Origin of the sequence: Pseudomonas sp. NPDC089407 (genome assembly GCF_044900445.1) — a bacterium.
Classification (GTDB): Bacteria; Pseudomonadota; Gammaproteobacteria; order Pseudomonadales; family Pseudomonadaceae; genus Aquipseudomonas.
The window spans coordinates 1-26584 of record NZ_JBJDNB010000055.1 but is presented as its reverse complement, the minus strand read 5'-3'; the positions used below and the strand labels follow the sequence as shown (position 1 = coordinate 26584).

Genomic DNA, 26584 nt, shown 5'->3' with positions numbered 1-26584 from the left:
GGGTTGCCTTCTTCGCGGGACAAGCCCGCTCCCACAATGGCCATTGTTCTCTGCGAGACAGCGCAGCCCGGAAGGGCTGGGTGATCTCCCACAGGATCACCACAGGCCATGGAAGCAGCGCGATACCTGTGGGAGCTGGCTTGTCGTGGCGACGAACCGCGGCGACGGGCCGCAAAGCGGCCCCAATATTCCTAATCAGGTCGCCGAACTGTACCGACGAACCCCATTCTCCTGCCGCGTCAACTGCGCCGCCACACTGCCCGGCACCGGGAACAGCACCAGGTGGTCTGCCTTCACCGCGATCCCTACATCCGCACCCACCTCATGGTCGTTATGGCTCGGGAAGATCGCTTCCAGCTGGCTGCCGGTCGGCAGTTGCAGGCGGTACAAGGTCGAAGCGCCAAGGAAACTCTTGCCGACAACGCTCGCCCGTAGCGGGCTGTCCGCTGCATGCACGATATCGTCCGGGCGCAGCAGCACGTCTACCGAGCTGCCCGGCGCCATGATGTAAGCACGGTTACCGCGCAGTTCACCCAGTTCGGTATTGACCGCCTCGTGGCTGCTCATCTGGCCGCGGATGAAGTAACCCTGGCCAATGAAGCTGGCCACGAACGGTGTCTGCGGCTCATGGTACAGGTTGTACGGCGTGTCCCACTGCTCCAGGCGGCCTTCCTTGAACACCCCGACCTGGTCGCTGACGGCAAAGGCTTCTTCCTGGTCATGGGTGACCAGGATGGCGCTGGTGCCACGGCTTTTGAGGATATCGCGCACCTCATGGCTCAAGCGACGACGCAGCTCCACATCGAGGTTGGAGAACGGCTCGTCGAGCAGCAGCAGCTGTGGCTCGGGCGCCAGTGCACGGGCCAGGGCGACCCGTTGCTGCTGGCCGCCGGACAGTTCATGCGGATAACGCCCGCCCAGGCCGCCCAGCTTGACCAGCTCGAGCATCTCTTCGATGACAGCGGCCTGGCGTGGGTGCTTGGCAATGCCGAAGGCAATGTTCTGCGCCACGGTCAGGTGCGGGAACAGCGCATAGTCCTGGAACACCATGCCGATGCGACGCTTCTCCGGGGCCAAGGTGAAGCCGGCGCGGGAAATGACCTCGCCCGCCAGCTGGATTTCACCGTCGTGCACCGGCTCGAAACCGGCGATGGCGCGCAGGGTGGTGGTCTTGCCGCAGCCGGATGAACCCAGCAGGCAACCAATGTCGCCTGCATTCAGGTGCAGGTTGAGGTTCTGGACGATGCGCTGGTCGCCGTAGCCGCAGGCGAGGTTGCGCAGGTTGAGCAGTAGGGGTTGACTCATGCGTGGTGGTAAGCCGGTTCTACAAGGAATTCGAGAAGCGCCTTCTGTGCATGCAGGCGGTTTTCAGCCTCGTCCCAGGCGACCGAACGTGGGTCGTCGAGCAGGTCCTGGCTGATTTCCTCACCACGGTGGGCGGGCAGGCAGTGCATGAAGAGGACATCGGGTGCCGCCAGGTCAAGCAATTCGCGGGTGACCTGGTAAGGCGCGAAATGCGCCAGGCGCCGTGCAGTTTCCTCCTCTTGGCCCATGGAAGTCCAGACATCGGTGACCACAAGGTGTGCATCACGCACTGCTTCCCTGGCGTCGCGGATGATCTGCACGCGGTCGCCGCCCAGCGCCATGAAACGCTGATCCGGCTCGTAGCCTTCAGGGCAAGCAATGCGCAGTTGGAAGTCGAACTGCCTGGCGGCCTCGATATAGGAGTTGCACATGTTGAAACCATCGCCGATCCAGGTCACCGTCTTGCCCTGGATCGAGCCGCGGTGCTCAAGGAAGGTCTGCATGTCGGCCAGCAGCTGGCACGGGTGTGACTCGTCGGACAGGCCGTTGATCACCGGCACGCGTGATTTGGCGGCGAACTCGGTCAGGGTGCTGTGGGCGTGAGTACGGATCATCACCACGTCGAGCATGCTCGACAGCACGATGGCGCTGTCGCCGATCGGCTCGCCACGGCCCAGCTGGGTGTCGCGCGGCGACAGGAAGATGGCCTGGCCACCGAGCTGAATCATGCCGGCCTCGAACGACACGCGGGTACGGGTCGAGGACTTTTCGAAGATCATGCCCAGCACGCGGTTCTTCAGTGGTTCGAACAGCACGCCTCGTTTGCGCAGGTCCTTCAGCTCGATGCCGCGGCGGATCACCCCGAGCAATTCGTCGGTGGTGAAGTCCAGCAGGGAGAGAAAGTGCCTAGCGCTCATGATTGACTACCTTATCTGCAACGGTATGCAGGTCGACCGTATGGTTTTTTTTGACAACGGGAGTGACCTGCGGCGTAAGCCGCACGGGGCGGACGAAATAGGGAAAGGCGCAATACTATAAGTAAATGTCGCCTGAAGCCAAGGGGGGAAACAGCGGCCTGATCGCAAAGGGTGTTGCAAAGGGTGTCTTTACCCGTCGGCCCGTGCTGTTTTTTATTTGCTACACAGGGTTGTACACGGCTTGCTGGCAATTTGGCAAATGGCCGTCGCAAATCGTGCGCCTGATGTCGGTGGATTCACGCGGCGAAGCGCGCTGGCAGGGGAGAGGGGCGGGGCGCATAGTCACCGTTTCACAACTCTTCACCACAACAAGGCAGAGGCGGCCATGACCAAGACCCTGCATCACCGTGCCTGTCACCTGTGCGAAGCGATTTGCGGGTTGAACATCGAAGTCAGCCACGAAGACGACGGGCGGGCGTTGATCAGTTCGATCAAGGGTGACCCCCAGGACCCGTTCAGCCGCGGCCATGTCTGCCCCAAGGCCGTGGCCTTGCAGGACATCCAGAACGACCCTGATCGCCTGCGCCAGCCGCACAAACGAACAGGTGAGCAATGGCAGGCCATTGGCTGGGATGAAGCCTTCGCCCTGGCTGCCGAAAAGTTGTGGGCGGTCCAGCAAGCCCATGGGCGCAATGCCGTGGCGGTGTACCAAGGTAACCCGAGCGTGCACAACTATGGGTTGATGACCCACAGCAACTACTTCCTCGGCCTGCTGAAAACCCGTAATCGCTTCTCGGCCACCTCGGTGGACCAGTTGCCGCAGCACCTGGTCAGCCACCTGATGTATGGCCACGGTCTGTTGCTGCCGATCCCGGACATCGACCATACCGACTTCATGCTGATCCTGGGCGGCAACCCGCTGGCCTCCAACGGCAGCATCATGACCGTGCCAGACGTGGAAAAGCGCCTCAAGGCCCTGCGGGCGCGGGGCGGGCGGCTAGTGGTGGTTGACCCTCGGCGTAGCGAAACGGCAGCCATGGCAGACAGCCATCTGTTCATCCGCCCCGGTGGCGATGCGGCCCTGTTGTGCGGCGTGCTCAACACCTTGTTCGCAGAAGGCCTGGCGCGTGGTTCGCACTTGGCGGTCAGTGGCCTGCAGCAGGTACGGGAGGCCATTGCGCCATTCAGCGCCGAAGCCATGAGTGCGCATTGTGGCATCGCAGCCACTGAGATCCGCCAGTTGGCACGGGATTTCGCCGCTGCCGACAAGGCCGTGTGCTATGGGCGCATGGGCATCTCGACCCAGGCTTTCGGCACTCTGTGCCACTGGATGGTGCAACTGATCAACCTGGTGACCGGCAACCTCGACCGTGAAGGCGGCGCGTTGTGCACGGAACCTGCTGTCGACCTGGTGGCGACCACCTCAGGTGGCCATTTCAACGCCTGGCAGAGCCGCGTGTCGGGCTTGCCCGAATACGGCGGCGAGCTGCCGGTGGCGGCGCTCGCCGAAGAAGTGCTCACCCCCGGCGAAGGGCAGGTGCGGGCGCTGGTGACCGTGGCCGGCAACCCGGTGCTGTCCACGCCTAACGGCCGTCAGCTGGATGCGGCGTTGGAGGGGCTGGAATTCATGCTCAGCATCGACCTCTACATCAACGAAACCACTCGCCATGCCGACCTGATCCTGCCCTCCACCTCGGCGCTGGAAAACGACCACTACGACAGCACCTTCAACCTGCTGGCCGTGCGTAACGTCACACGCTTCAACCGGGCGGTCCTGGCCAAGCCGCAAGGGGCGCTGCACGACTGGGAAATCTTCGTCGGCCTGGCGCAAGCGTTCGCCAAGCGTGCCGAGCTGGAATTGAAACCGACCTGGGCGCCCGCGCAGATGATCGATATGGCCCTGCGCAAAGGGCGCTACGGGGAGGCAACGCCGTGGCAACTTTCGCTGGCGACACTGGACGGCTACCCCCATGGTCTGGACCTCGGGCCGTTACGCGCCAACCTCGCTGCACGGCTGGCCACTGCCAGCCAGGCTGTTGAAGCGGCGCCCCAGCTACTGTTGGACGACCTGCAGCGTCTGGCACAACAAGCACCACCGGTGCCGGGCGAACTGCTGCTGATCGGCCGTCGCCATGTGCGCAGCAACAACTCGTGGATGCACAACTTCCATCGCCTGGTCAAAGGCAAGCCACGCCACCAATTGCTGATGCACCCGCAAGACCTCCAGCAGCGGCAGTTGCAGGACGGCCAGCGGGTGCGTATCCGCTCGCGTACGGGCGAACTGGAAGTGGAAGTGCAGGCCTGCGAGGACATGATGCCGGGTGTGGTCAGCCTGCCCCATGGCTTCGGCCATGCTCGTCACGGTGTGCACCTGCAGATTGCCCAGGCGCAGCCGGGCATCAGTGCCAACGACCTCACCGATGAGCGCTTGCGCGACCAGGTCTCTGGCAACGCTGCGCTCAATGGCGTGCCCGTGCAGGTAGAGGCCGCGTGAGGAACGGTAAGGCCGAGCATGCTGCTCGGCTTTCCGTTACAATGCGTCACCGTGCCGACGACCGCGTCGGAAAGTTCAGCTGAGGTGCTAGATGGATATCATCGATACGATCAAAGAGCAGATTGCCAACAACACCATTCTGCTTTACATGAAAGGCTCGCCGAATGCCCCGCAGTGCGGGTTCTCGGCCAAGGCGTCGCAGGCTGTGATGGGTTGTGGCGAAAAGTTCGCCTACGTCGACATCCTGCAGAACCCGGAAATCCGCGCCAACCTGCCAAAATACGCCAACTGGCCGACCTTCCCGCAGCTGTGGGTAGCCGGTGAACTGGTTGGCGGCAGCGACATCATGCTGGAAATGTTCCAGAACGGCGAGCTGCAGACCCTGATCAAGGACGCTGCTGCCAAGGCCAAAGCTTCCGAAGCCTGAGCTTCTGGCAAGCATGAAAAAACCCGCTGATCGCGGGTTTTTTTATATGGCGAGTATTTATTCTTCGCCCATCTGCGACTGCAGGTAGTTCTCGATACCGATCTTGTCGATCAGCCCCAACTGGGTTTCCAGCCAGTCAATGTGCTCTTCTTCGGACTCGAGGATATCTTCAAGCATGTCACGCGAGCCGAAGTCGCCAGCGGTTTCGCAATGGGCGATGGCAGCCTTGAGATCGGCCAGGCCTTTCTTCTCGAGTTTCAGGTCGCACTCGAGCATTTCCTTGGTGTGCTCGCCAATCAGCAGCTTGCCCAGGTCCTGAACGTTGGGGATGCCTTCGAGGAAGAGAATACGCTTGATCAATTTGTCAGCGTGCTTCATCTCGTCGATCGATTCCTTGTACTCGTGCTTGCCGAGTTTATTCAGGCCCCAATCTTCGTACATGCGTGCGTGCAGGAAGTACTGGTTGATCGCGACCAGCTCGTTTCCGAGGATCTTGTTGAGATGCTGGATGACGCTTACGTCGCCTTTCATTTGGGTTCCTGCCCTGTAGAAGTGTGCCAATACCCGGAAGTTTGAGCCCGATACTTAGGTGTGTCAAACCTAAGTTCTTGAATAATAAGTGAAAATTAATAGGAATAAGAATGTTTGTGAACCGCGTTGGAACGCTAACTTATTGAATTTCGGGCATAAAAAAACCGGACGCTAGGTCCGGTTCTTGAAATTCTGGCTTTCAGGCGGCGGTAAATTCTACAGGGTAGGGCAGGGCTGCCTGGCTGACCTGAAGCTCGGTCAGGGTCTCGCGGACCACCTGCTTGGCCACGCAGGCGCATTTGCCACACTGGCTGGCGACGTTGGTGGCGGCTCGCACTTCCTTGTAACTGCAGCATCCTTCATAGATCGCATCGCGGATCTGTCCGTCGGTAACGCCGACACAAAGACACACATACATAAGGGCTGACCATCGCTGGTTTGAGTCGATGGGTGGAGCTTAATGTTAATGAGAATGCTTGTCAAAGGACTTTCTGAAAGGGCCGTGCTTGAGCGACCGGCGGTTGCCCGATTGTTGGATTCGGCCTGTCATCAGAAGCCGTGTATGATGGTCGGCCTTTGTTGGATGTCGGGCAAGCCCGTCTGGCCCGGCAAACGGTTTTTCACCCTCATCAGGAGATTACAATGAGCGTACTCGTTGGTAAGAAAGCCCCCGATTTCACCGTCCCGGCCGTGCTGGGCAATGGCGAGATCGTCGACAGCTTCAACCTGGCCTCGGCCATCAAGGGCAAGTACGGCCTGGTGTTCTTCTACCCGCTGGACTTCACCTTTGTCTGCCCGTCCGAGCTGATCGCCCTGGACAACCGCATTCCTGACTTCCAGGCGCGCAACGTGGAAGTGATCGGCGTGTCGATCGACTCGCACTTCACCCACAACGCCTGGCGTAACACCCCGGTCAACAACGGCGGTATCGGTCAGGTGAAATACACCCTGGCTGCCGACATGACCCACGAAATCTGCAAAGCCTACGACGTAGAGTCCGAAGGCGGCGTAGCCTTCCGTGGCGCCTTCCTGATCGACACCAACGGTGTTGTCCGTTCGCAGATCATCAACGACCTGCCACTGGGCCGTAACATGGACGAGCTGCTGCGCCTGGTAGACGCCCTGCAATTCCACGAAGAGCACGGCGAAGTCTGCCCTGCCAACTGGAAAAAAGGCGACAAAGGCATGAACGCTTCGCCAGAAGGCGTTGCAGCCTACCTGAGCGAGAACGCTGGCAAGCTGTAATTGCTGCGTGCATAAAAAAACCGGCCCTGGTGGCCGGTTTTTTTAGCTTCAAGTTTCAAGCTACAAGCTCCAAGAAGAACCGAGCGCATGCGGCCTGCTTTTTCTTGCAGCTTGCAGCTTGCAGCTTGCAGCTTCTAGTCGTTGAAGTCGCGCCAGCCGCCCATCTCTTTCCAGCGGTTGACGATGCCGCAGAACAGCTCGGCCGTCTTCTCGGTGTCATAACGCGCCGAGTGCGCTTCACGCCCGTCGAAGTCGATGTCGGCGCTCTGGCAGGCCCGCGCCAGCACGGTCTGGCCATACGCCAGGCCGGCCAGGGTGGCGGTGTCGAAGCTGGAGAACGGGTGGAACGGGTTGCGCTTCAGGTCATTGCGCGCCACGGCGGCATTGAGGAAGCCCAGGTCGAAGCTGCTGTTATGGCCGACCAGAATCGCCCGTTTGCAGCCATTGGCCTTGAGCGCCTTGCGCACGCCACGGAAGATGTCGGTCAGCGCGCTTTCCTCACTGACGGCCATGCGCAGCGGGTGGTCCAGCTTGATCCCGGTGAACTCCAGCGCGGCCTGCTCGATATTGGCACCCTCGAATGGCTCCACCCGGTGGAAGTAGGTGTGCTCGGGGAACAGGAAGCCTTTCTCGTCCATGCCAATGGTGACGGCGGCAATTTCCAGCAGCGCGTCGGTGGCGCTGTTGAAACCACCGGTCTCCACATCCACCACTACCGGCAGGTAGCCACGGAAGCGCTCGGCCATCGGGTGGCGTGAACCGCTACTGCCCTGGGTGTCCAGGTCGTCTTCGTACAGGTCTTCGCTCACGCGTTTTCCTCCAGCAGGCGCCAGCGCAGTTTTTCCCCGGCGCGCAGCGGAACTACGGTCTGCTCGCCAAATGGCAGGCTGTCCGGAGCGGTCCATTCTTCGCGGACCAGGGTAATGCTGTCGGTGTTGGCCGGCAGGCCATAGAAGGCCGGGCCGTGCAGGCTGGCAAAACCTTCCAGCTTGTCCAGCGCGTTGCGCTGCTCGAACGCTTCTGCGTACATCTCGATGGCCGCATAGGCGGTGTAGCAACCGGCACAACCGCAGGCAGCTTCCTTGGCGTGACGGGCGTGCGGCGCCGAGTCGGTGCCGAGGAAGAACTTCGGGTTGCCGCTGGTGGCCGCGTCCAGCAGCGCCACCTGGTGGGTGTTGCGCTTGAGGATAGGCAGGCAGTAGAAGTGCGGGCGAATGCCGCCAACCAGCATGTGGTTGCGGTTGTACAGCAAGTGCTGGGCGGTGATGGTCGCGCCGACGTTGGCCGGGGCCTCGGTAACGAACTGCGCGGCATCGCTGGTGGTGATGTGTTCGAACACCACCTTCAGCGTCGGGAAACGCTCGACCACACGGCGCATGTGTTCATCGATGAAGCGCTTCTCGCGGTCGAACACGTCGATCTCGCTGCGCGTCACTTCACCATGCACCAGCAGAGGCATGCCAACTTCCGCCAGTGCCTCGATGGCCGGGAAGATGTTGTCGATGCTGGTTACGCCCGAATCGGAGTTGGTCGTGGCGCCGGCAGGGTACAGCTTGGCGGCGTACACGATGCCGCTGGCCTTGGCCGCACGCACGTCCTCGGGGCTGGTACGGTCGGTGAGGTACAGCACCATCAGCGGCTCGAAGCGGCTGCCGGCCGGGCGGGCGGCAAGGATGCGCTCACGGTAAGCGCCGGCTTCGGCGGCATTGCGCACCGGTGGCACCAAGTTGGGCATGATGATGGCACGGGCGAAGGTACGCGCCACGTCGGCAACGGTGTGGGGCAGGACGGCACCATCGCGCAGATGGATGTGCCAGTCGTCGGGGCGCAGGAGGGTCAGGCGATCGGACATTGGGGATTCCAGGCGGGTCGAACTCAAGCGCCAATACTACCGGAAAACCCAAGGGCGAGTGCGGCTATCAAGTTTTGCGGGCGGCGTCCGATAGCCTGCAGGTAAGCCGTCAGAATTTGTGGAGCCGCCCGTGCGCCAGCGTTACCTAGCCCTGTTGACCTTGTTCGCCAGCCTCCCGGCCGGCGCACTGACTTTCCAGACGCGCATGGAAAACATTGCCTGGAAGGTCGAGGGTGACCCGTTTGAATGCCGCCTGATCCAGCCGATCGACGGTTTTGGCAGCGGTGAGTTCGTGCGCCGGGCGGGCGAGCAGCCGGTATTTCAGCTGCGCTCGGGCAGCAACGTACTGGGTGCCGGCAGCGCCAGCCTGCTGGCGGCCGCCGCGCCTTGGCAGCCCGGGCGTGGCGACATCAACCTGGGCAGCGTGCGCCTGGCCCGCACCGGTGTGCTGTTCAACTCGTCCCAAGGCCAGGCCAGCCGCCTGATCAACGGCTTGCTCGATGGCCGCAGCACGGTGGTGCGCAATTACACCGGCGAGGCAGGCAGGCCGATGGAAGTCCGGGTTTTGCCGGTCAGTTTCGCCAAGGCCTATAGTGACTTCCTGGTCTGTGCCGCCAAGCTGCTGCCGATGAACTACGACCAGGTACGCCAGACCCAGGTCGGCTTCCCCGGGGGCGGAATCGAGCTGGATGACGCGGCCAAGGCAAGGTTGGACGTGATCCTCGATTACATGAAGGCCGACCCCACGGTTAACCATATCGAGCTCAATGGCCATTCCGACAACAGCGGCAACCGCCTGACCAACCGCGACCTGTCGCGCCGCCGCGCGTTGTCGGTAGCCGATTACCTCAAGGCCCATGGCGTGGCGGACGCGCAGATTACCGTGCGCTTCCATGGTGAGCGGTATCCGTTGGCGAAGAACAACAGTGCGGCGAACCGGGCGCGGAACCGGCGGGTGAATATTGAGCTGGAGCGGGTGGTGGTGGTCGAGAAGCCGGTGGAGAAGGCTGTTGAGAAGCCGGCGGCGCCGGCGCCAGGCACAGCCGGTTCGGCTGCTGCTCCGCTCTCGGGCGTGCCGGGGGCGAAAGCGCCCTGAGGTCTGGTTGATTGATTGATTGGTTGGTTGGTGCATGCCTTGAGGCTGTATCAAGGCGAACAGGTGTTCGCCACAACATTTTCAGCGCCTGTGAGATCGAGCGCCGCCCGCGCGGCGCTTCGCGGGGCAAGCCCGCTCCCACAGTCTGTTTCAGGCCAATTATTCCTGTGAGGTCACCTCTGTCCGCCTTGTTTGTTCCCTTCGATATTGAAGGGGGCGCCGCGGCTTTTCATCAATCTCCAGGCATACGCCCAGGGTGCGCGCATACAAGGCACAGGAATGATTGGCCCGAAACAGATGTGGGAGCGGGCTTGTCCCGCGAAGCGCCGCGCGGGCGGCGCTCGATCTCACAGGCGCTGAACCTCTTGTGGCAAGCCCCAAACCACGTCGCGCCGCTGAAAGTTCCTGTCGCTTTGTCGTCAGAAGCTGTCGCCCCACTGTAAATTTATCCGCAACGTCGTTAGAATCGACCCCTTTCCGTACAACCCCGTGGAGTGATGGCATGGCGGACGTAAAAAAGGTCGTACTGGCGTATTCCGGCGGCCTTGATACTTCGGTGATTCTCAAGTGGCTGCAGGATACCTACAACTGCGAAGTGGTGACCTTCACCGCTGACCTGGGTCAGGGCGAAGAGGTCGAGCCGGCCCGTGCCAAGGCCCAGGCAATGGGCGTTAAAGAGATCTACATCGACGACCTGCGCGAAGAATTCGTGCGAGATTTCGTGTTCCCGATGTTCCGCGCCAACACCGTCTACGAAGGCGAGTACCTGCTGGGTACTTCCATCGCCCGTCCGCTGATCGCCAAGCGCCTGATTGAAATCGCCAATGAAACCGGCGCTGATGCCATTTCCCATGGTGCCACCGGTAAAGGCAACGACCAGGTGCGCTTCGAGCTGGGCGCCTACGCCCTGAAGCCAGGCGTGAAAGTGATCGCGCCATGGCGTGAGTGGGACCTGCTGTCCCGCGAGAAGCTGATGGACTACGCCGAGAAGCACGGTATTCCGATCGAGCGCCACGGCAAGAAGAAGTCGCCGTACTCGATGGATGCCAACCTGCTGCACATCTCCTACGAAGGCGGTGTCCTGGAAGATACCTGGACCGAGCACGAAGAAGACATGTGGCGCTGGAGCGTCTCGCCTGAGAACGCCCCGGACCAGGCCACCTACCTCGAGCTCACCTACCGCAACGGCGACATCGTTGCCATTGACGGCGTCGAGAAATCCCCGGCCACCGTTCTGGCCGACCTTAACCGTATCGGCGGCGCCAACGGCATCGGCCGCCTGGACATCGTCGAAAACCGTTACGTCGGCATGAAGTCGCGTGGCTGCTACGAGACGCCAGGCGGTACCATCATGCTCAAGGCGCACCGTGCCATCGAGTCGATCACCCTGGACCGCGAAGTCGCTCACCTGAAAGATGAGCTGATGCCGAAATACGCCAGCCTGATCTACACCGGCTACTGGTGGAGCCCGGAGCGCGTGATGCTGCAGCAGATGATCGACGCTTCGCAGGTCAACGTGAATGGCGTAGTTCGCCTGAAACTGTACAAGGGCAACGTCACCGTGGTCGGCCGCAAGTCGGACGATTCGCTGTTCGATGCCAACATCGCTACCTTCGAAGAAGATGGCGGCGCCTACAATCAGGCGGACGCTGCCGGCTTCATCAAGCTCAACGCTCTGCGTATGCGCATTGCTGCCAACAAGGGCCGTTCGCTGCTCTGATTGCTGGCTTGTGCAATAAAAAACCCGGCTCAAGCCGGGTTTTTTATTGCCTGCTCGAATTCAAAGGCTTTCAACTGGACGGGGTGACGCCATCGCTTTCAAGTGCGCTGATCGACAATTGCGCACATTGACGTTTATCCAGATTGCAGAAGCGCCATATGCGTGAGGGCACGGGCGGTAGGGCAAGCGCATGCAACAGATGCTGTTCCATCAGGTGATAGGCGTCGGGGCCAGAGAACATGAATGTGACGGGCTCGCCCGGCAACCCTTTGTGGACCACGGCAGGTGTGGGGGCACTGCTCAGGGTTGGCGCGCCGTCGGGTGCCGGTCTGCCTGGTGACGGGCTGTAGAACGACTTGTAATTGAAATTCAGCGTCAGGAAAAACAACGCGGTCAGGAAAAACGGAAAGCCTACCAGGAACCAGGTGTACAGCTTTTGGCTGGACTCGCTGAGAAACGGCAGTGTGGCAAGGGCGGAGGCTTCGATAATCCCCGCGAAGATGGCAATGATCGTCAGCGGGGCAACAGGTTGTGCTTGAGTCATGAGGGCCATCTCCAGCGGTTTTGCCCATCATTACCTTACAGCACTACTCAACTAAAACTGGACTGCTTTCCAGGTGAGGAATAATCGCAAACAGGCCATGCAGCCTTCTTTTTTAACGTGCTTGAGTCGGATATCTCTGCAGCTGACGGTCTTTTATCAACTGGTGTTTTTTTGCAGGCTGGTGATACCGTCATTTCGGTAATAAGGAAGTGGCTTGTTACAACGATAGTAATGGGGCGTAGGAAATTTCTGCAAATGTTGTAGGTTTTGTCTGCGTATGAGTTTCGTCGGCAAATCGCCGCGCCAACAGGCCTTCTGTCGGTTATCTTGGCGGGCCGAGGCCACAACAATGAATGGATATCGCATGAATAAAGTGCTTATCGTGGATGATCATCCGGTCATACGCCTTGCCGTACGCATGCTGATGGAGCGGCATGGGTATGAAGTCGTGGCGGAGACCGACAACGGGGTAGCGGCACTGCAGCTGACACGGCAACACCTGCCGGATATCGTGGTACTAGATATCGGTATCCCGAAACTGGATGGCCTGGAGGTGATTGCCCGCATGGCAGCCTTCAGCCCGCGCTGCAAGGTATTGGTGCTGACATCGCAGGCCCCAGGCAACTTTTCGATGCGCTGCATGCAGGCGGGGGCGGCGGGCTACGTGTGCAAGCAGCAGGAACTTACCGAGCTGCTGAGCGCAATCAAGGCAGTGTTGTCAGGTTACAGCTACTTCCCCAACCAGGCCCTGCATCCGTCACGCGGCAGGAGCGCAGGTAGCGAGGTGGATATGGTCAACCGTCTTTCAGCACGGGAAATGACGGTGCTGCAACAGCTGGCGCGCGGGCGTTCGAACAAGGAAATAGCCGACAGCATGTACCTCAGCAACAAGACGGTCAGTACTTACAAGTCGCGCCTGTTGCTCAAACTCAATGCGCGGTCGCTGGTCGACCTGATCGAGCTGGCGCAACGACAAGGCCTGAGCTGAGCGCCAAGCCTTGTAGCGTCCGCGCAGAGGCTTTGCCGAGATAACAGGGTTAGCGTTACAGGTCGTAGTCGAAGTCGGCCAGCTGCTTCTGCAAGCGCCGCTCTTCCAGCATGTTGTCGATGGTGCGGCGTTTGCTCAGGTTGGTCTTTGCGGTTTCTACCTGGGGCTCCGCGTCATCGTCTGCGGCAACAAAATCATCTTCGATCGACAGGTCGTCTTTATCGGTACTCATGAGTCGCTCCAAGCCAAGGGGCCATTGGCCGTCCTTATAACCAGAAAGCAGACGCTGGTAAAAAAGATTTTTTCAATCGCCCAGAGCGGTTTTCAGCTATCGCGTCAATCGTCGGAGGTTTTGTGCTTGTACTCGCACAAATCCTCGATCCTGCAGCTGCCGCACCTTGGCTTGCGCGCCTGGCACACATAGCGCCCGTGCAGGATCAGCCAGTGGTGGGCGTCTAGCAGGTAATCTTTTGGCACGAACTTGAGCAGTTTCTTTTCCACTTCGAGTACTGTTTTGCCGGGCGCGATACCCGTGCGGTTACTCACCCTGAAAATATGCGTATCCACTGCCATGGTCGGTTGGCGGAACGCTGTATTGAGCACCACATTGGCCGTCTTGCGACCGACACCCGGCAGCGCCTCCAGGGCTTCGCGGGTTTGTGGCACCTGGCTGTCGTGCAGCTCGATCAGCAACCGGCAGGCTTCGATGACGTTTTTGGCCTTGCTGTTGTACAAGCCGATGGTCTTGATGTACTCGCTAAGGCCTTCGACACCCAGGGCATAGATAGCCTCCGGGGTGTTGGCGATGGGGAACAGGCGGGCGGTGGCCTTGTTGACCCCGACGTCGGTGGATTGCGCAGACAGTGTCACCGCCACCAGCAGTTCGAACGGTGTGGTGTAGGCCAGTTCAGTCTTGGGGTCGGGGTTGTCTTCATGCAGCCTGCGAAAAATCTCCAGGCGTTTGGCGGCATTCATGAAATCAGAACTTTCCTTGACGACGTGGGTGGGCAGGGCCCGGACGCAGGCGATTGTACAAGGCCAACAGCAGTCCGAGCAGTAGCAGCGCACCGGGCGCGAGGCTGGCCAGGTGCAGGCCGGCAAACTCGGCCAACCATTGGCGGCTGGCACCGAGCAGCAGGCAGCTTGCAAAAACGGCGCAAAGGTATCTTGCCAGCAGGCGCCAGCGGCCTTGGCAGGGCAGCAAGTGGTCGCAGGCAAGGCATTGCAGGCACAACAATGCGGGGTAGTGGCCAAGGGCAAGTGCCATAGGCAACCACCAGGCACGCAGGGCCATTTGCAGGCAGCTGGCCAGGGCTGCGAGCAGTAGCAGGCTGGCGAGCACATAGGCCCAACTGGCCAGGCGCTGACGCAGGGGGGCCATCAACAGTTGGTGCAGGCCGACTGTGATTACCGTACACAGGCCGATGGTGGCGCCCTCGCGCAGTGTGCGGGTGGCACCCAGCAGAGGGATCAGGCTTGTGGCCAGCAGGTAGAACCTATTCATCTGCGTTGCCCTTCAGCAGCACGCTGCGCTGCTCATCAAAATACCCCAGCGCCTCCTGCAAAGCGGTGATGACGGCGCGCGAGGTCACGGTTGCACCAGCCAACTGGTCAAAGTCCCCCTGGTCCCGCTTCAGTGCCCAGTGTTCACCCAGCTGGCGGTTGGCGAACTGCCCCAGCCACTTCAACTGCGGGTCACCCAGGCGTGCGCCCAGCCCCGGGCTTTCCTGTTGCTCGACCACTTGGCTGCCGATCAGCCGACCGTCATTGGCGATGGCGACACTGAGCACGATCGGGCCGCTGTAGCCCTGTGTCTGGGTGACCAGGATAATGGCGCTTGGCTTGCCTGCCAGCGTGGCACGGTACGCTGCCAGGATACGGCTGTTGGGCCGATGTGCGGCGGGCCTTGGTAACGGCCTGTCCAGCGGCTGGTTGTCATAACTGCCTTCGGGCAGCACTGCCAGCCTTTGGCGGCTTTGCAGTTGCTTCTCGGCGCTGGCAATGGCCGGGCTGGTCCATTGCCGCCATGCAAAAGTGGCTGCTACGGCCAGTACCGTTGTCAGCAGCAGCAGGCCCACATCACGTGCCAGGTGCCTCATCGAACGGCCTGCTGGTGCCGCAGGGCGAGGCGATCAAGTGTGGGGGCTACCAGGTTCATCAACAGGATGGCGAACGCGGTACCCTCCGGATAGCTACCCCAGGTGCGAATCAGGTAGATCAGTAGCCCGCCGCCAAGGCCGAAATACAGCCTGGCCCACGCACTTCTGGGGCCGGATACCGGCTCGGTGGCAATGAAGAACGCGGCCAGCATCGTCGAACCGGAGAACAGGTGCAGCAGGGGGGAGCCGTTCGAGTCCGAGCCCGAACCGTTCCAGCCCAACAGGCTGAAAACGAACAGCCCTGTCAGCACGCCCAGCGGCGCATGCCAGCTGATCACCTTGCGCTGCAGCAGGAACAGGCCGCCCAGCAGAAAGGCCAGGTTGACCCATTCGCTATCGCGCCCACCCATGTTGCCGAAGCCAGGGTGGCTGGCAAACAGCTCGTCAATGGTCAGGCTGCGGTTGTGGCGCAGGCCGTCGAGCAGCGTCGGCCGGGCCCAGGCATCGATCTGATCGCCGCCAGTGAACACCTGCTGAACGCTGTCGAGCAGGCCAGGTACCGGCCCTGGCCAATGGTTCATCTGCAACGGGAAGCTCAGCAGTACGAAGGCATAACCGACCATGGCCGGGTTGAACAGGTTGCGCCCGACGCCGCCGAAGGCCTGCTTGCCGATGCCGATGGCAACGCCTGTAGCGACCACTGGCAACCACCAGGGTGCGAGTGTGGGAAGGGAGGCGGCCAGCAACACGGCAGTTACCAGAGCGCTGCCGTCATTCAGCGTTGCGCTCAAGGGTTGGGCGCGCAGCTTCAGCAGTGCGGCTTCACACAGCAGCGCCGTACTGGCGCACAACAACAGGTTCAGCAGAACCCCCCAGCCATGTAGCCACAGCAGGGCGAGCAGACCCGGCAGACAGGCCAGCAAGACCAGGCCCATGGTGGTACGTAGCTGCGGGTCGGCTTGGGCGATCATTGGGTGAACAGCCCGTTGAGACCGGAAAATGCCATGGCCATCACGCCGGCACCGATCAGTTCGATGGGCAGGCCGCGCAGTACGCCGGGGATGTCGGCATGCTCGGTGCGCTGGCGCAGGTCGGCGAACAAGGCCAGTGCCAGCCAGAAGCCGGCGCCGGCCAGCAGGGCTTGCAGTAGCGTGGATGACCAAGCGCTGTCATCGCTGGCCTGTTGCAGGGCCAGCCCCAGCGCTACTGCGTTGCTCGACAGCAGTGCTGGCAACCCCGCTACGGGCCAGGCCGGGCGCCATTTGGCCAGGAGCCAGGGTATGCCCCAGGCGAGCAGTGCCAGCCAGGGCAACCACAGGAACAGGGCAAGGTCCTGGATGTGCAACGGTGCAAGCACCCCTTGAGCCAGCAACTGAGCGCCGATCACACCCAGGGCAATGCACAGGGCGCAGGCCGAGCCGTGGACATGCAGGTGCAGCCTAGGCAGAGGCTGTTGGTGGAGGCACAGATGATTGACCAGCGCGGCGCTGATCAGTACCAGGATGTAGTCATTCATGAGATGACGATAGCCGGGAATCGGGGCGATTGTCCGGGTTTGCTGTGAGGGCCCCGGGGCCGCTTTGCGGCCCTATCGCGACACAAGGCCGCTCCTGCAGGGGATCACGGTTCCCTGTAGGAGCGGCCTTGTGTCGCGATGGGCTGCGAAGCAGACCCCGGCAAGAACGCTTACTTGATGCGCTGGCCTGGCTTGGCGCCGCTGTCCGGGCTCAGCAGGTAGATCTCCTCGCCACCAGGGCCGGCTGCCATGACCATGCCCTCGGATACCCCAAAGCGCATCTTGCGTGGCTTGAGGTTGGCTACCATCATGGTCAGGCGGCCCTCCAGCTTGGACGGATCAGGGTAGGCCGACTTGATGCCGGAGAACACGTTGCGGCGTTCGTCACCAATGTCCAGGGTCAGTTGCAGCAACTTGTCGGCGCCTGGTACGGCTTCGGCCTTGACGATCAGCGCCACGCGCAGGTCGACGGCCGCGAAGGTGTCGAATTCGATTTCCGCCGACAGCGGGTCCTTGGTCAGCTCGCCGTTGCCGGCCGGGGCCTTGGCTTCGGCCGCCAGCAGGTCTTCTTTGCTGGCCGCGACCATGGCTTCGACCTTGGCTGGCTCGATGCGGCTCATCAGTGCCTTGAACGGGTTCAGCGGGTGGTTTTCCAGGCGCGACTGGTGGTCGTTCCAGGTCAACGGGGCAACGTTGAGGAAGGCCTCGGCATCGGCAGCCAGCAGGGGCAGTACCGGCTTGAGGAAGATCACCAGCTGGCGGAACAGGTTGATGCCCTGGGCGCAGATGGCCTGTACTTCGTCCTGCTTGCCTTCCTGCTTGGCCAGCGACCACGGTGCCTTGTCGGCGATCCAGGCGTTGGCGCGGTCGGCCAAGGCCATGATTTCGCGCATGGCACGGCCAAAGTCACGGCCCTCGTAGGCTTCGGCGATGGACGGGGCAGCCGCCAGGAAGGCTTCAGTCAGCTCAGGCGCGGCATCACCGCTGACCATCACGCCTTCATTGCCCTTGTGAATGAAGCCGGCACAGCGGCTGGCGATGTTGACCACCTTGCCGACCAGGTCGGAGTTGACCTTCTGCACGAAGTCTTCCAGGTTCAGGTCCAGGTCGTCGACGCCACGGCCCAGCTTGGCCGCGTAGTAGTAACGCAGGTATTCCGGCTGGAGGTGATCCAGGTAGGTGCGGGCCTTGATGAAGGTGCCGCGCGACTTGGACATCTTCGCGCCGTTGACGGTCAGGTAGCCGTGCACGTTGACGGCGGTCGGCTTGCGAAAGCCCGCGCCTTCGAGCATGGCTGGCCAGAACAGGGCGTGGAAGTTGACGATGTCCTTGCCGATGAAGTGGTACAGCTCGGCCTTGGAGCCTTCGTTCCAGAACGCGTCGAAGTCCAGCTCCGGGCGGCGTGCACAAAGGTTCTGGAAGCTGGCCATGTAGCCAATGGGTGCATCCAGCCACACGTAGAAGTACTTGCCTGGCTCACCCGGGATTTCAAAGCCGAAGTACGGCGCGTCGCGGGAGATGTCCCACTCCTGCAGGCCCGAGTCCAGCCATTCGGCCAGCTTGTTGGCGACCGCATCCTGCAGGGTGCCGCTGCGGGTCCACTGCTGCAGCATGGCCTGGAAGTCCGGCAGCTTGAAGAAGAAGTGCTGCGAATCACGCAGTACCGGCGTGGCGCCGGAGATGGCCGACTTGGGGTTTTTCAGCTCGGTAGGCGCGTAGGTGGCGCCGCATTTTTCGCAGTTGTCGCCGTACTGGTCTTCAGCCGCGCACTTGGGGCAGGTGCCCTTGATGAAGCGGTCGGCCAGGAACATGCCCTTTTCCGGGTCGAAGTACTGGGTTACCGAACGGGTGGCAATGTGCCCGGCATCACGCAGGCGCGTGTAGATCAGGCTCGACAGTTCGCGGTTTTCTTCGCTGTGGGTGGAGTGGAAGTTGTCGAAGTCCACCAGGAAATCGGCGAAGTCGCTGCTGTGCTCGGCCTGGACATTGGCGATCAGCTGTTCCGGGGTGATGCCTTCCTTTTCGGCGCGCAGCATGATGGCCGAGCCGTGGGCGTCGTCGGCGCAGACGTAAATGCACTGGTTGCCGCGTAGCTTCTGGAAGCGCACCCACATGTCCGTCTGGATGTACTCCAGCATATGGCCAAGGTGGATCGATCCATTGGCATAGGGCAGGGCGCTGGTGACGAGAATCTGACGTGGCTCGGACATGGTGGCTCGGCTACTTATCTGGCTCGGGGTAAAAATAAGGGTGATCGGCCACTATAAAGGGCTGGCGAAGATATTTCACCCCGCATGCGCATCTGCTGACGGTTGACGGGTTAGGATAGGCGCCTGTTTTACATTCAGTTTGCCAATGGGAGTCTCCATGAGTGCCGTCACCCGTGCCGCCGTCGAAGGCGTGCTTCGCCAGTACACCGACCCCTACCTGAACCAGGACCCGGTCAGCGCCGGTTGTGTGCGCGCTATCGATATCCAGGGCGGGCAGGTCAGCGTGCAGTTGCAGTTGGGGTATGCCGCAGGGCTGTTCAAGAACGGCTGGGCCCAGGTGCTGCAGACCGCCATCGGCAACCTTGAGGGTGTCAGCGGCGCCCAGGTGTCGATCGACTGCGTGGTGGCGGCGCACAAGGCTCAGGCCCAGGTGCCGGCCATGGCCAACGTCAAGAACATCATCGCCGTGGCCTCGGGCAAGGGCGGCGTCGGCAAGTCGACCACCGCGGCCAACCTGGCCCTGGCGCTGGCCCGCGAAGGTGCGCGGGTCGGTATTCTTGATGCCGACATCTATGGCCCCAGCCAGGGCGTGATGTTCGGTATCGCTGAAGGCACCCGGCCGCAGATACGCGAGCAGAAGTGGTTTGTACCGATCAAGGCGCATGGCGTGGAAGTCATGTCCATGGCGTTTCTCACCGACGACAATACACCGATGGTCTGGCGTGGCCCGATGGTCTCCGGCGCGCTACTGCAACTGGTGACGCAGACTGCCTGGGACGACCTGGATTACCTGGTGATCGACATGCCACCGGGCACCGGCGACATTCAGCTGACCCTGGCGCAGAAGGTGCCGGTGGCCGGTTCGGTGATTGTCACCACCCCGCAGGACCTGGCCTTGCTGGATGCCAAGAAGGGCGTGGAGATGTTCCGCAAGGTCAACATCCCGGTGCTGGGCGTGGTCGAGAACATGGCCGTGCACATCTGCTCGAACTGTGGTCATGCCGAGCACCTGTTCGGTGAGGGCGGTGGCGAGAAGCTGGCCAGCCAGTATGGCGTCGATCTGCTGGCGTCGCTGCCACTGTCGATGCTGATCCGCGAGCAGGCCGATAGCGGCAAACCGACGGCGATTGCCGAGCCGGAAAGCCAGATTGCCATGGTCTACCAGGAACTGGCCCGTCAGGTGGGGGCGCGGATCGTGTTGCAGGAAGCTGCGGCGCCGGCGATGCCGAGCATTACCATCAGCGAAGATTGATCTGTCAGACCGAGTCGCCTGCTTCGCGGGTGAACCCGCTCCCACAGGTATCGCGCAGCCTTCAAATACCGCGCGGACCCTGTGGGAGCGGGTTTACCCGCGAACAGGCTGGCTCGGTCTTTCGGCCAGGCATAAAAAAACCCGCCAGAAGGCGGGTTTTTTTGAAAGCTAAAAAGCTAGATCGACTTAGGCGATCTGAACTTCTTCAGCCTGCATGCCTTTCTGGCCGCGGGTAGCGACGAAAGTAACAGCCTGGCCTTCTTTCAGGGTTTTGAAGCCGTCAGCTTGGATGGCTTTGAAGTGCACGAACAGGTCGTCGCCCGACTGAGGGGTGATGAAGCCGTAGCCTTTCTCATCGTTGAACCACTTAACAACACCGGATTGACGGTTGGACATTTTTCTGTCTCCTTGGACAATTTGATAACGGTCAGGAAAAACCCTGCCCGGGACTGAGCGCAAAGAGAGCAGAAAATTCAGCGATGGGCCGATCAGGATCGTGCATCAAACTAGAGATTCTCGGTGTCACGTGCAGCACAGTGGCGCCACCTTACCCCACTTTCCGCAACCTGCCAATGGTCTGAAGGCGCTTTACGCAAATTCGGATCGACGGCGGCTGCAGCCCCCGCCCGGCGCGGGATGTGGCATGGAACTTTAACCTGGGCGCCGGGACCGGTAAGATGCGCACCACGATTTTTACCACGCAACTCTCTCAGGACACCCGCCATGAGCATCAAATCGGACAAGTGGATTCGCCGCATGGCGCAGGAACACGGCATGATCGAACCGTTCGTCGAGCGCCAGGTGCGCGGTGAGCAGGACAGCCGTGTCATCTCCTTTGGCGTTTCCAGCTACGGCTACGACGTGCGCTGTGCCGACGAATTCAAGGTGTTCACCAACATCAATTCGGCCACCGTCGACCCGAAAAACTTCGATGCCGGCAGCTTCGTCGACATCAAGAGTGACGTGTGCATCATTCCGCCAAACTCGTTCGCCCTGGCCCGCACTGTCGAGTACTTCCGTATTCCGCGTGACGTGCTGACCATCTGCCTGGGCAAGAGCACCTATGCCCGCTGCGGCATCATCGTCAACGTCACCCCGCTCGAGCCTGAGTGGGAAGGCCACGTGACGCTGGAGTTCTCCAACACCACCACGCTGCCGGCAAAAATCTACGCCAACGAAGGCGTGGCACAGATGCTGTTCCTGCAGTCCGACGAAGCGTGCGAAGTGTCGTACAAGGACCGCGGCGGCAAGTACCAGGGCCAGCGCGGCGTCACCCTGCCGCGCACCTGAGCCGACGAGCGCGGGGAATTACCCGCGCCTTTGGCACTCCAACGGAGTAACGCTGGTGCGCATGATGCGCATCGGCCCCGTCAGGAGCAGCCAATGAAACTCCATCCCGCAATCAGTGCCAAGCTGGCAGGCCTGCAGCCCAACCACGTCGGGTTGTTGCCCTGGTCACTGCTGGCGCACCCGCTGCCGATGCAGGCGGGGGGCGTGCCCCACCAGCCTGGTCCCGATACCCCGCAACCGCCGCAACCGGGTGAAACACCGCCCATGGAGCCTGGCGAGCCTACCTTGCCGGACGAGCCACCTCCCGCGCCAGTCGCCTGAACGCTGTTACAGCGGCCAGACGCGGTCGGCACCGGTCAGGTACACCTGGCTGGTGCTGCTGGGGGTGATTTCCCAGCCGCCGGTGAATTCACCGAATGCCGGAAGCAGGCTGACCTGCTCATCCATCAGGAAGCAAGGCAGGCGCAGGCGCTGACGTGCCTTGCCGCGCAGTACGAAGACCGGGTGCACATGGCCCGCCAGCACGGGGTGTGTCGGGTGAGGTTCGGGTTCATGCTGCAGGGCAAACGGGCCTAGCAGCCAAGGTTCGTCCTTGACCTCGATGCCGAGCAAGGTGGGCGGATCGCCGGCGTTACGGTCGTGGTTGCCGCGTATCAGCACGATTTTCAGATGTTCATGCCGTTCCCGCCAGGCGTGCAGTCGGGCCATTGTTGCAGGCGCTCGAGCTGTGCGTGCATGCAGGAAGTCGCCCAGCACGATCAGTTGTTCGCAGTCGTGCGCTTCCAGCAAGGCATCCAGGCGGGCGAGGGTCGCCTCGGTGGTGCCACGTGGCACCGGCTGGTGCAGGGCACGGTAGCTGGCGGCTTTGCCGATGTGCACGTCGGCTACCAGCAGTGCACGGTGGGCGGGCCAGTAGAGGGCTTTGTCGGGGAGCAGCCAGAGTGTCTGGCCGCAGTGTTCAATGGTCTGATAACTGTTCATTCAGCCGGCCTTTTCATCGTCTGTACCGGCCTCATCGCCGGCAAGCCAGCTCCCACAGAATATCCACAGGGCGTGAGCCTGTCGCTGTCCCTGTGGGAGATCACCCAGTCCTTCCAGGCTGAGCTGTCCGGCAGAAAACACTGCCCGCAAACCCGCCGCATTCCGTGTGGGAGCCGCGCTTGCCGGCGATGGGCTGCAAAGCAGCCCCAAAAATCTCAAAAACATCACATCATCCCCCACCCGCCGCATGCTCAAGCTCCGCCACCATCCGCGCAATCCGGTCTGCCAGCTTCTCGGTACTCAACGTCTCGCGCATCCCCTCCACCAGCAAGGCAAACGCCAGCGGGCCCGGCCGCTTCAGTTCGCGCAGGTCCAGCCGCAACCCAGCCATTTTCAGCAGTTGCCGGCGCAGCCGCTCAATCTCCAGCTCCTCGCTCAACACCTCATCCCGCGCCTGGCCAAGCAGCTGGTTGCCGGCATCGTGCTTGCGAAACACCTCATAGAACAGCCCACTCGACGCCTGGATCTGCCGGGTGCTCTTCTGTGCCGCCGGGTAGCCACCAAACACCAGCCCGGCAATCTGGGCGATCTCGCGAAAGCGCCGCAATGCCATCTCGCCTGCGTTCAGGCTGGCCAGCACGTCCTCCAGCAGATGTTCGGTGCCCAGTGCCCGTGGCAAATGCGTCGCCCAGTCCACATTGCCAGGGCTCAGCAGCTCAAACCCGTAGTCATTGACGGCAATCGACACTGACAGAGGCTGCTCGCGGCTGACCCGCCAGGCAACAAGGTTGGCCAAGCCCAGGTTGGCCATGCGCCCGGCGAACGGGTACAGGAACACATGCCAGCCCTGACGGGATTTGTAGGTCTCGGCCAATAACGTGCCGGTGGTGGGCAAAGCCGACCACTGTGCCTGCAAGGCCAGTAACGGTCGCACTGCACGCATTTCCGGGCCGTCAAAACGGTGATGCGCCGCCGCGTCGAGTTGCTCGACCACGGCATCGGCCAGCTCGCTGGACAGCGGCATGCGCCCGCCATTCCAGCGTGCCACCGCCGCTTTGCGGGCCGTGCTGCGACGCACGTAGGCAGTCATGTTCTCCACCCGTACCAACTCCAGTACCCGCCCGGCAAATACCAGCGTATCGCCTGGCCGCAGGCGGGCGATGAACGCTTCTTCGACACTGCCCAGCGTCTTGCCCCCACCCCCCTTGCTCCAGAACTTCAATTGCAGGTTGGCATCGCTGACGATGGTGCCGATGCCCATGCGGTGGCGCCGTGCGAGGCGTTCGCTGGCCACGCGGTACGCGCCGTCGGCCTGGCGTTCAACGCGCTGGTAGTCCGGGTAGGCAGTCAGCGAACTGCCACCGTGGCAGACGAAATCCAGCGCCCACTGCCATTGGCTGTCGTGCAACTCGGCAAAAGCCCAAGTGCTGCGCACCTCGGCCAGCAATTGCTCGGGGCGAAAGCCATTGCCCAAGGCCATGCTGACCAGGTGCTGCACCAGCACGTCCATGCACAGCCGTGGTGAGAAGCGCGCTTCAATGTGACCGGCTTGCAGTGCCTGGCGGGCCGCCGCAGCTTCCACCAACTCCAGGCTGTGCGTGGGGACCAGGGTGATCCGCGAGCGCCGCCCTGGCGCGTGCCCTGAGCGACCGGCACGCTGCATGAGGCGGGCAATGCCCTTGGCCGAGCCGATTTGCAGCACCCGTTCAACCGGCAGGAAGTCGACGCCCAGGTCCAGGCTGGAGGTGCACACCACCGCTTTCAGGCTGCCCTGCTTGAGGCTGCGCTCGACCCAGTCGCGGGTATCCCGGGCCAGCGAGGCATGGTGCAAGGCAATCAGCCCGGCCCAGTCCGGGCGGGTTTCAAGCAGGGCCTGATACCAAAGCTCGGCCTGTGCACGGGTATTGGTGAATACCAGGCAGCTCGCACTGGCATCGATTTCCTCGCTGACCTGGGCGAGCATCTTCAGGCCCATGTGCCCGGCCCAAGGGAAGCGCTCGATCGCTGCCGGCAGCAAGGTGTCGACCTGCAGCGCCTTGTCCTGGCGGCCCTGTACCAGCTGGCCGCCTTGTGGCAGCAGCACGTCCAGCGCGTGCTGCAGGTTGCCGAGGGTGGCGGAAAGGCCCCAGGTCATCAGGCCGGGTTGCCAGTGGCGCAGGTGCGCAAGGGCCAGTTGCAATTGCACCCCGCGTTTGTTGCCAAGCAGCTCGTGCCATTCGTCCACCACCACCAGGCGCAGTGTGGCGAAATCCTCGCGTGCCTGGGCCCGGGTCAGCAGCAAGGTCAGGCTTTCCGGCGTGGTGACCAGCACGCTGGGCAGGCGCCGGGCTTGCCGGGCGCGCTCGGCACTGCCGGTGTCGCCGCTACGCACACCAACGCTCCAGGGCAGCGCCAGCTCATCGAGCGGCACCTGCAAGGCGCGGGCGGTGTCGGCGGCCAGTGCGCGCATGGGCGTGACCCACACCACCTGCAACGGCACAGGCTGGCGCCCCTGGGGCAGCGCCTTGAATGCCCGGAGTGCGGCAAGCCATACCGCGTAGGTCTTGCCGGCACCGGTACTGGCGTGCAGCAGGCCGGACTCGCCACGCGCTACCGCCGCCCACACCCGTCGTTGGAAGGCGAAAGGTTTCCAGCCACGTTTGGCGAACCAGGCATTGGCGAGGTCGGTGGTAGGGGGCATAGGGTGGGCGGTCCTTCGAAGGCTGTGCATCTACAGACCGCCTGCTGCCGGCGATGGTTTTACCGGATCAATTGCCCAGCAGGTAGCCGCTGCGGCAAACCTGGTCGCCGGCCACATGGGCGATGACCATCCCGGCAGTGGCCATGCGCCGTACGCTGCGCGCGTACAACAGGCCGGGCTGGCTGTTATGCACGGCAGTCACCCGGTCGCTGAGCGGGTCGATGACTTCGGCGATCAACTGGCCGGCCTCCAGGTGCTGGCCAGGTTTGGCGTGGTACACCAGCAACCCGCCCAAGGGTGTCGCCACCGGCTCTACGGCGGCCAGCGGCGTGGCCGGATAGGGCAGGGCGGGCAAGGCGGGGCTGGTGCCCTCGATAGCGCCCACATGGGTCAGGAAGTCGAGGATTGCCTGGCAGTCTTTGCTGGCCAGGCCATGGCTGACGTCGGCCTGGCCGCGCAACTCGACGGTGACCGAACAGCAGCCCAGCGGAATCGGGAAGCGCTTGCCAAAACGTTGCTGCAACTGCCACCAGACCAGGCTGAAGCATTCATCGAACGACTGCCCGCCCGAGTCGGTGGCCAGCAGGCTGGCCTGGGCGCCCAGGTAGCGGGCCAGCGGTTCGATCTGTGGCCAGGCGTCTGGGGTGGTGTACAGGTGCTGGACCGCTTCGAAGTCGCAGTGCAGGTCCAGCACCAGGTCGGCATCGCAGGCCAGGCGTTGCAGGATCAGGCGCTGGGCCTGCAGCGGCGTGCGCGCCGGGTGCGCGTCCAGCCCCCGGCGCAGGTATTCGCGGATCAGGGCAATGTTGTGTGCCGGGTCCTGGCTCAGGTGTTCTTCGATCTGGTCGCCAATGCTGTCCGACAGGTCGACGAAATTGCGGTTGAAGTTCTCGCCGCTTTGCAGTTCGAAGCGCCCCAGCGGCGCATCCAGCAGCACCTGTTCCAGGCCAACCGGGTTGGCCACGGGTACCAGGATGATCTCGCGCTGCAGGCGGCCCTGCTGTTCCAGTTCAGCCAGGCGGCACTTGAGGTGCCAGGCCACCAGCATGCCAGGTAGCTCGTCGGCATGCAGCGAGGCCTGGATGTAGACCTTGCCGCCACCGCGGGGGCCGAAGTGGAAACTGTGCAGTTGGCGGGTAATGCCCGGAACGGGTGAGAGCAGGTCGTGGGTTGAATGGTGCATGGTGGTCCTGGCTGCGTGGCGAAAACGGTCTGCGACACGGGTCGGCACACAGATAGAAGCACAGTTTTTGGCCTTGCGCCTCCATCGGTGTTTTCCTGGGCACCGAGTTGGCTTCTTCGCGGGCTTGCCCGCTCCCACAGGTTCTGTGTAGGTGCTGAGCCTGTGGGAGATCACCCAGCCCTTCCGGGCTGCGCTGTCTCGCAGAGAACAATGGCCATTGTGGGAGCGGGCTTGTCCCGCGAAGAAGGCAACCC

General features: G+C 62.2%; 27 protein-coding genes. 9 read left to right on the top strand and 18 right to left on the bottom strand.

The genetic code is table 11. From position 1 onward, the window contains the following. Positions 1-195: 195 nt before the first annotated feature. Positions 196-1305, bottom strand: coding sequence for an ABC transporter ATP-binding protein (locus ACI2KG_RS28235; protein ID WP_400614878.1), 1110 nt, complete (start codon positions 1303-1305; stop codon positions 196-198). Next, entirely contained in the window at positions 1302-2222 is a 921-nt protein-coding gene (argF, locus tag ACI2KG_RS28230) for an ornithine carbamoyltransferase (RefSeq protein ID WP_404664150.1), read from the bottom strand. Before argF ends, ACI2KG_RS28235 begins: the two co-directional genes overlap by 4 nt. A gap of 385 nt (positions 2223-2607) precedes the next feature. Between argF and ACI2KG_RS28225 the strand changes: the two genes are divergently transcribed. After that, positions 2608-4716, top strand: coding sequence for a molybdopterin-dependent oxidoreductase (locus ACI2KG_RS28225; protein WP_404664149.1), 2109 nt, complete (start codon positions 2608-2610; stop codon positions 4714-4716). Between the two features lie 91 nt (positions 4717-4807). After that, a complete protein-coding gene (grxD, locus tag ACI2KG_RS28220) occupies positions 4808-5143 on the top strand; it encodes a Grx4 family monothiol glutaredoxin (protein WP_201202735.1) in 336 nt (111 codons plus the stop codon). A gap of 57 nt (positions 5144-5200) precedes the next feature. Here the strand turns inward: grxD and bfr are convergent, their stop codons facing one another. Both bfr and ACI2KG_RS28210 read right to left on the bottom strand, forming a co-directional pair. Next, positions 5201-5674: a bacterioferritin gene (bfr, locus tag ACI2KG_RS28215; RefSeq protein WP_016488782.1), complete on the bottom strand. Its 474-nt coding sequence runs from the start codon at positions 5672-5674 to the stop codon at positions 5201-5203. Positions 5675-5873: 199 nt separating this feature from the next. Further along, entirely contained in the window at positions 5874-6092 is a 219-nt protein-coding gene (locus tag ACI2KG_RS28210) for a bacterioferritin-associated ferredoxin (RefSeq protein WP_003254947.1), read from the bottom strand. 224 nt (positions 6093-6316) lie between these two features. Between ACI2KG_RS28210 and ACI2KG_RS28205 the strand changes: the two genes are divergently transcribed. Then, positions 6317-6919: a peroxiredoxin gene (locus ACI2KG_RS28205; protein WP_012273884.1), complete on the top strand. Its 603-nt coding sequence runs from the start codon at positions 6317-6319 to the stop codon at positions 6917-6919. A 134-nt stretch (positions 6920-7053) separates the two neighbouring features. On the opposite strand, the gene rnt is transcribed toward ACI2KG_RS28205, so the two are convergent. Both rnt and pyrC read right to left on the bottom strand, forming a co-directional pair. Next, positions 7054-7665, bottom strand: coding sequence for a ribonuclease T (gene rnt / locus ACI2KG_RS28200; protein ID WP_236548543.1), 612 nt, complete (start codon positions 7663-7665; stop codon positions 7054-7056). A gap of 59 nt (positions 7666-7724) precedes the next feature. Continuing rightward, a complete protein-coding gene (pyrC, locus tag ACI2KG_RS28195) occupies positions 7725-8771 on the bottom strand; it encodes a dihydroorotase (protein ID WP_404664148.1) in 1047 nt (348 codons plus the stop codon). A gap of 130 nt (positions 8772-8901) precedes the next feature. Here pyrC and ACI2KG_RS28190 point away from each other — a divergent pair, with 130 nt between their 5' ends. Next, positions 8902-9867: an OmpA family protein gene (locus ACI2KG_RS28190; RefSeq protein ID WP_404664147.1), complete on the top strand. Its 966-nt coding sequence runs from the start codon at positions 8902-8904 to the stop codon at positions 9865-9867. 502 nt (positions 9868-10369) lie between these two features. Further along, the gene (locus tag ACI2KG_RS28185; RefSeq protein ID WP_110742796.1) at positions 10370-11587 is read left to right on the top strand and encodes an argininosuccinate synthase; all 1218 of its coding nucleotides are present in this window, start codon (positions 10370-10372) and stop codon (positions 11585-11587) included. A 70-nt stretch (positions 11588-11657) separates the two neighbouring features. On the opposite strand, the gene ACI2KG_RS28180 is transcribed toward ACI2KG_RS28185, so the two are convergent. Next, on the bottom strand, positions 11658-12131 hold the full coding sequence (locus ACI2KG_RS28180) for a hypothetical protein (protein ID WP_404664146.1): 474 nt from the start codon (positions 12129-12131) through the stop codon (positions 11658-11660). A 364-nt stretch (positions 12132-12495) separates the two neighbouring features. Here ACI2KG_RS28180 and ACI2KG_RS28175 point away from each other — a divergent pair, with 364 nt between their 5' ends. Then, a complete protein-coding gene (locus ACI2KG_RS28175) occupies positions 12496-13119 on the top strand; it encodes a response regulator (RefSeq protein ID WP_400614897.1) in 624 nt (207 codons plus the stop codon). A 55-nt stretch (positions 13120-13174) separates the two neighbouring features. On the opposite strand, the gene ACI2KG_RS28170 is transcribed toward ACI2KG_RS28175, so the two are convergent. The 7 genes from ACI2KG_RS28170 to metG form a co-directional block, all read right to left on the bottom strand. Further along, complete coding sequence (locus tag ACI2KG_RS28170) at positions 13175-13351, bottom strand: PA3496 family putative envelope integrity protein (protein ID WP_012273877.1); 177 nt, start codon at positions 13349-13351, stop codon at positions 13175-13177. Between the two features lie 104 nt (positions 13352-13455). Then, positions 13456-14094, bottom strand: coding sequence for an endonuclease III (nth, locus tag ACI2KG_RS28165; protein WP_400614901.1), 639 nt, complete (start codon positions 14092-14094; stop codon positions 13456-13458). A 4-nt stretch (positions 14095-14098) separates the two neighbouring features. Continuing rightward, complete coding sequence (locus ACI2KG_RS28160; protein WP_404664145.1) at positions 14099-14623, bottom strand: Rnf-Nqr domain containing protein; 525 nt, start codon at positions 14621-14623, stop codon at positions 14099-14101. Next, entirely contained in the window at positions 14616-15218 is a 603-nt protein-coding gene (locus tag ACI2KG_RS28155; RefSeq protein WP_404664144.1) for an RnfABCDGE type electron transport complex subunit G, read from the bottom strand. Before ACI2KG_RS28155 ends, ACI2KG_RS28160 begins: the two co-directional genes overlap by 8 nt. Beyond that, complete coding sequence (locus ACI2KG_RS28150; RefSeq protein WP_404664143.1) at positions 15215-16189, bottom strand: RnfABCDGE type electron transport complex subunit D; 975 nt, start codon at positions 16187-16189, stop codon at positions 15215-15217. The genes ACI2KG_RS28155 and ACI2KG_RS28150 overlap by 4 nt, the downstream gene beginning before the upstream one ends. Beyond that, positions 16186-16734: an Rnf-Nqr domain containing protein gene (locus ACI2KG_RS28145; protein ID WP_404664142.1), complete on the bottom strand. Its 549-nt coding sequence runs from the start codon at positions 16732-16734 to the stop codon at positions 16186-16188. The genes ACI2KG_RS28150 and ACI2KG_RS28145 overlap by 4 nt, the downstream gene beginning before the upstream one ends. Before the next feature lie 170 nt (positions 16735-16904). Further along, the gene (metG, locus tag ACI2KG_RS28140) at positions 16905-18944 is read right to left on the bottom strand and encodes a methionine--tRNA ligase (protein WP_400614913.1); all 2040 of its coding nucleotides are present in this window, start codon (positions 18942-18944) and stop codon (positions 16905-16907) included. A 157-nt stretch (positions 18945-19101) separates the two neighbouring features. Here metG and apbC point away from each other — a divergent pair, with 157 nt between their 5' ends. Next, the gene (apbC, locus tag ACI2KG_RS28135; protein ID WP_012273870.1) at positions 19102-20196 is read left to right on the top strand and encodes an iron-sulfur cluster carrier protein ApbC; all 1095 of its coding nucleotides are present in this window, start codon (positions 19102-19104) and stop codon (positions 20194-20196) included. Between the two features lie 186 nt (positions 20197-20382). On the opposite strand, the gene ACI2KG_RS28130 is transcribed toward apbC, so the two are convergent. Continuing rightward, positions 20383-20592, bottom strand: a complete 210-nt coding sequence (locus ACI2KG_RS28130) for a cold-shock protein (protein ID WP_003254922.1) — start codon at positions 20590-20592, stop codon at positions 20383-20385. A gap of 327 nt (positions 20593-20919) precedes the next feature. Between ACI2KG_RS28130 and dcd the strand changes: the two genes are divergently transcribed. Both dcd and ACI2KG_RS28120 read left to right on the top strand, forming a co-directional pair. Beyond that, the gene (gene dcd / locus ACI2KG_RS28125) at positions 20920-21486 is read left to right on the top strand and encodes a dCTP deaminase (protein ID WP_050704036.1); all 567 of its coding nucleotides are present in this window, start codon (positions 20920-20922) and stop codon (positions 21484-21486) included. Positions 21487-21579: 93 nt separating this feature from the next. After that, the gene (locus ACI2KG_RS28120) at positions 21580-21807 is read left to right on the top strand and encodes a hypothetical protein (protein ID WP_404664141.1); all 228 of its coding nucleotides are present in this window, start codon (positions 21580-21582) and stop codon (positions 21805-21807) included. A gap of 6 nt (positions 21808-21813) precedes the next feature. Here ACI2KG_RS28120 and pdeM read toward each other — a convergent pair whose 3' ends face one another. The 3 genes from pdeM to ACI2KG_RS28105 all read right to left on the bottom strand — a co-directional run bounded on the left by pdeM (position 21814) and on the right by ACI2KG_RS28105 (position 26330). Further along, on the bottom strand, positions 21814-22467 hold the full coding sequence (gene pdeM / locus ACI2KG_RS28115; protein WP_404664140.1) for a ligase-associated DNA damage response endonuclease PdeM: 654 nt from the start codon (positions 22465-22467) through the stop codon (positions 21814-21816). 229 nt (positions 22468-22696) lie between these two features. Continuing rightward, entirely contained in the window at positions 22697-25147 is a 2451-nt protein-coding gene (locus ACI2KG_RS28110) for a ligase-associated DNA damage response DEXH box helicase (RefSeq protein ID WP_404664139.1), read from the bottom strand. A gap of 67 nt (positions 25148-25214) precedes the next feature. Further along, a complete protein-coding gene (locus ACI2KG_RS28105; protein ID WP_404664138.1) occupies positions 25215-26330 on the bottom strand; it encodes a succinylglutamate desuccinylase/aspartoacylase family protein in 1116 nt (371 codons plus the stop codon). Positions 26331-26584 lie beyond the last annotated feature (254 nt).